The organism is Actinomadura sp. KC06 (assembly GCF_004348735.1).
GTDB lineage: Bacteria > Actinomycetota > Actinomycetes > Streptosporangiales > Streptosporangiaceae > Spirillospora.
Map to the genome: position 1 here is coordinate 1 of NZ_SMKT01000307.1, position 4,912 is coordinate 4,912.

Annotated in this window: 4 protein-coding genes; 1 reads left to right on the forward strand and 3 read right to left on the reverse strand. The window is 71.4% G+C overall.

The window, feature by feature from the left end:
- The coding region (locus tag E1287_RS42050) for an ArsA family ATPase (RefSeq protein ID WP_131971533.1) at nt 1-1,148 on the reverse strand (1,148 nt) is incomplete at its 3' end.
- Between the two features lie 103 nt (nt 1,149-1,251).
- Nucleotides 1,252-2,247 carry an ArsA-related P-loop ATPase gene (locus tag E1287_RS42055; RefSeq protein ID WP_131971535.1) on the reverse strand — a complete coding sequence of 332 codons (996 nt, stop codon included), beginning with the start codon at nt 2,245-2,247 and terminating at the stop codon, nt 1,252-1,254.
- 244 nt (nt 2,248-2,491) lie between these two features.
- Here E1287_RS42055 and E1287_RS42060 point away from each other — a divergent pair, with 244 nt between their 5' ends.
- On the forward strand, nt 2,492-3,550 hold the full coding sequence (locus E1287_RS42060; protein WP_131971537.1) for a slipin family protein: 1,059 nt from the start codon (nt 2,492-2,494) through the stop codon (nt 3,548-3,550).
- Nucleotides 3,551-3,602: 52 nt separating this feature from the next.
- Here the strand turns inward: E1287_RS42060 and E1287_RS42065 are convergent.
- Nucleotides 3,603-4,912, reverse strand: a 1,310-nt coding sequence (locus E1287_RS42065; RefSeq protein ID WP_207934794.1) for an MFS transporter, incomplete at its 5' end; no start/stop codon positions are given.

The window sequence follows — 4,912 nt, forward strand, 5'->3', positions numbered from 1 at the left end:
GTTGGGGGTGAGGTGGGGGCGGCTAGGTCTTCGCCTACCTGGCGCAGGCCGTCCAGGTCGTGGACGTCCTCCGCCTGCGCGGGAACCGCCGTGACCGGGACGGTCGGGTGTGTGGACGCGAAATGGTCGCGCAGCCGCTCTTCGCGGGCGGCGAGCTGCATGCGGTCGGTGTGCATGCGGAGCAGCGCCGCGGTCAGCGTGTGCTCGCCGCGTTCCTCCAGCGTCTCGGCGGCGGCCTGGCTGCGGGCGGCGGAGAGGGTGTCGGCGGCGGACTCGTGGACGCGGTTGACGACCAGTCCCGCTAGCGGCATGCGTTCCTCCGCCAGGCGTTCGACGAAGTAGGAAGCCTCGCGGAGCGCGTCCGGCTCCGGGGCCGCGACGACGAGGAACGCGGTGCCGGGTGTTTGGAGAAGTCTGAACGTCTTCTCGGCCCGTTCCCGGAAGCCGCCGAACATCGTGTCGAACGCGGCGACGAACGTCTGCACGTCGCGCAGGAGCTGGACGCCGATGACCTTGTTGATGACGCCGGTGAACATGCCGAACCCGGCGCTGATCACCTTGACGCCGAAGCGGCCGCCGGTCTTGGCCGGGGCGGCGAGGATCTTCATGAAGCGGCCGTCGAGGAAGCGGCCCATCCGCTCGGGGGCGTCCAGGAAGTCGAGCGCGTTCCGGGACGGCGGGGTGTCCACGACGATCAGGTCCCAGGCGCCGGAGCGGTGGAGCTGGCCGAGCTTCTCCATCGCCATGTACTCCTGCGTGCCCGACAGGCTGGACGACAGCGACTGGTAGAAGGGGTTGGCGAGGATCTGCTTGGCCCGGTCCGGGTCGGCGTGCGCCTCGACGATCTCGTCGAAGGTGCGCTTCATGTCGAGCATCATGGCGTGCAGCTCGCCGTCGCCGTCGATCTCGATCTTGCGGGGGTTGTTGTCCAGCTCGGACAGGCCCATCGACTGGGCGAGGCGGCGGGCCGGGTCCACGGTGAGGACGACCACGTCCCGGCCCCGTTCCGCCGCGCGGACCCCCAGGGCCGCGGCCGTCGTCGTCTTGCCGACGCCGCCGGAGCCGCAGCACACGATGATCTTCGTGCGGGGGTCGTCGAGGAGCGCGTCTACGTCGAGGGCGGGCGGGGTCTTGCTGGTCGGGCTCATCCGTTCGCCTTTCCCGTCCGAGACCCATTCCGGTGGACGCGCCCCAGGAGGCAACGCCCGGTCGCGCAACGCCCGGTTATGCGGTGCCTCACGCAACGCGCGGTCATGCGGCGCCTTGGGTGCGGAGGGCGGCGGCCAGGTCGTAGAGGCCGGCCAGGTCCATGCCGTCCGACAGGAGCGGGAGCGTGTAGCGGGGGCGGTCGATCGACTCCAGGCGTTCTTTCTCGCGGCGCTGGAGCGCGGTGCGGCGGGCGTGGTCGCCGGCCTCGGCGGCTAGTTCGGCGGCGATGGTCTCGGCGTCGTGTTCCAGGCCGGCGGCCTTCACGCCCCGGACGATCTCGTCGGTGTCCAGCGCGCCGGCGGCGGCCGCGGCGAGGTCGTCCTCGGTCAGGACGGGCTGGTGCTCCATGTTGATGACGACTCCGCCGATGGGCAGGCCGACATCGGTGAGGTCGCGGATGCCGTCCATCGTTTCCTGGACGGGCATCTCTTCCAGGAGCGTGACGAAGTGCACGGCCGTCTCAGGGCTGCGCAGGACCTTCATGACGGTGTCGGCGTGGTTGCGCACTGGTCCGACCTTGGCGAGCCCTGATACCTCGTCGTTGACGTTCAGGAATTTCGTGATGCGGCCTGTGGGCGGGGCGTCCATGACGACCGCGTCGTAGATGAACGAGCCGTCCTTCTTCTTGCGGCGCACCGATTCGCTGGTCTTGCCGGTGAGGATCACGTCGCGCAGGCCGGGCGCGATGGTGGTGACGAAGTCGACGATGCCGAGCTTGGTCATCGCCTTTCCGGCGCGCTTGAGGTTGTAGAACATCTCGAGGTACTCGATGAGCGCCTCTTCGGTGTCGATGGCGAGGGCGTAGACGTCGCCGCCGTCCGGTGCGACGGCGACGCGGCGCTCCCCGTACGGCAGCGGCGGGCAGTCGAACAGCTGGGCGATGCCCTGCCGTCCCTCGACCTCGACGAGCAGGACCTTGCGGCCGCCGGCGGCCAGGGCAAGCGCGAGCGCGGCGGCGACCGTCGTCTTTCCGGTGCCGCCCTTGCCGGTGACCACGTGGAGGCGTACGCCGTCCCAGTCGGTGTCTCTCGCGCTCACCCGATCGACCATATCGTTCACTCGGCAAACACTTCAGAGTGCGTCCGTCCCTATGCAAGTGATCCCTGACACGGTTCGTCCAAGATCGTTCGCGTGGGCACTGTCATTCGGCCTGCCCGCGCGGTTAGCTGGGAAACGTGAACCGTCCTCCGGGTGGTTCCGTCTGGACCCCCACGGGTTCAGAACGCCGGGGCCAGAGGTGCTCCCCCGCGGCCCCGTCCACCGCGCGAGAAAGGTGGCCGTGATGGAAGCGGTGGTCCTTGTCATATTGCTCGTCGTCCTCGTCGGCGGGCTGATGGGCCTGGCGTCGTCGATCCGCGTCGTCCAGCAGTACGAGCACGGCATCGTGTTCCGGTTCGGGCAGGTGCAGCGGGGCGGACAGCTGCGCCCCGGTGCCGTCCGGACGCCCGGCATCACGGCGATCGTGCCGATCGTCGAGCGGATGCAGAAGGTCAGCCGGCAGACGGTCACGATGGGGGTCCCGGGGCAGGACGGCATCACCCAGGACAACGTGAGCGTCCGCGTCGACGCCGTCGTGTACTTCCGGGTGATCGACCCGGTGAAGGCGATCGTGAACGTCCAGAACTACGGCTACGCGGTCTCCCAGGTGGCGCAGACGTCGCTGCGGTCGGTCATCGGCCAGGCCGACATGCAGGAGCTGCTCGGCGAGCGCGCGAAGATCAACACTCGGCTGCGGTCGATCATCGACGAGATCACCGAGGGGCCGTGGGGCATCCGGATCGAGATGGTCGAGATCAAGGACGTCTCGCTGCCGGAGGGCATGAAGCGGTCGATGGCCAGGCAGGCGGAGGCGGAGCGCGAGCGCCGGGCCCGCATCATCACCGCGGACGGCGAGTTCCAGGCGTCCAAGCGGCTCGCCGCCGCCGCGGAGATCATGTCGCAGGACCCGGCGGCCCTCCAGCTCCGGCTGCTGCAGACGGTCGTGGAGGTCTCCGCGGAGAAGAACAGCACGCTGGTCATGCCGCTGCCGGTGGAGATCCTACGGTTCTTCGAGCGCGCCGCGGGCGGTCCGGGAAAGACCGGCGAGGCCGAGGGTGAGGGCGAGAAGGCCAGGCTCGACCTCGGGGCGCGCTTGGCCAAGGCCGAGGAGGAGCTGGCGAAGGCGGCGGAGACGCCGTCCGCGCTGGAGTCCGCCGAGGACGTCCCGCCGGTCATCGGGCTGGACGAGCCCAAGCCACGGGATGAAGCGCAGGCCGTACGGCCGCCGTCCGGCGAGCAGCACGGCATCACGAGCGGCAGCCCCCAACCCGGCGACGACACGCGACCGGGCGGCGGTGCGTAAGTCAGGAGCGAGCGCGTCCCGGCGGCCGATCGCAGGGTCGGCCGCCGGGGTGCTACTGGGCGGGCTTGGTGTCGGGGAGAGGCTTTGGTGGGGGCGACGGTGTCGCGGTGGGCATGGTCAGGTGTCGGACGCCGGGTACCGCCGCTGTGGCGAGGCATGATGCGGCGACCAGGAAGGCCGTGATCATCAGGGGTGTGGACGTCCCCCAGGCGGACGCGGCCCACGGCGCGAGCGCGTAGCCGAGCGGCGCGGCGCCCAGGGAGAGCAGCCAGTCGTAGGAGGTCACCCGGGCCAGCGCGTGCTGCGGGATGGTCATCTGGACGACCGTCTCCCAGGTCGGGTTGAGGACGCCCAGCCCGGCGCCCGCCAGCCCGTACGCGCCGATGACCAGCGGTGCGGGCGCGGCGACGGCGAACAGCGCGAGGGGCAGGGCGAAGACGGCGAGGCCGAGGTTCGCGACGAGGACGGGACGGCGGGGCCGCAGGCGCGCGGCCAGCAGGGCGCCGGCGACGAGACCCACGGCGCCCGCCTGGACGGTCGCGATCCACATCCCCTCGCCGCCGAGCCGTTCGATCGCGATGGCGGGGCCGAGGGTGAGCAGCACGGCGGACGCGCCGTTCCACATGGCGTGTGCGATCAGGCTCGTCCAGTACCAGTCGCGCGAGCGGACCTCCGTCCAGCCTTCCGTCAGGTCGCCGACGAGCCGCCCGAACGCCCCTGCCCGCTGGCCGCCGCTGGGCCGCTCCGGGATCGGGACGTGCCGGACGCGCGTCATCGCGAGCAGCACGGCGCTGAGGGCGAACGAGGCGGCGTCGAGCACGAACGTCCAGCCGGGGCCGACGGTCAGCACGAACGTCCCGGCGAGGGCGGGCCCGGCGAGCCGTGTGGCGCCGTTGGCCGCGCCCAGCAGCGAGTTCGCCTTCTGGAGGCCGGACGGCTCGACGGTTCCCGCGACCAGCGGCGAGATGGTCGGGGTCTGGAACGCCGAGGCGGTGCCGCTGATCGCCTGGGCGATGGCGAGGTGCCAGAGCTGAGGCTGTCCGCCGAGAAGCTCGATCCCGGCGAAGAGCTGGGCGGCGCAGCTGACGAGGTCGGTGGCCAGCGCGACGCCTCGCGCGTTGAGGCGGCCCGCGACGACGCCGCCGATCGGCAGGAGGAGCAGGCGCGGCACCATCGCGCAGCCGAGCACCAGGGCCAGCGCGGACGTGGACCCGGTCGCGCGCAGGACAGCGAGGGCGAGCGCGGCGGGCACGGCGGCGTCGCCGGTCAGGGACAGGACGCGGGCGCCGAACAGCAGCCGGAAGTCCCGCCCGCGCAGCGGATGGGGCGAGTCGCTTGAGCGGCGGTGGGTGGGGGCTGGAG

What these genes read in the sequence shown, in the direction of transcription:
- E1287_RS42060 (WP_131971537.1), top strand. Translation starts at nt 2,492, where the DNA reads ATGGAAGCGGTGGTCCTTGTCATATTGCTCGTCGTCCTCGTCGGCGGG.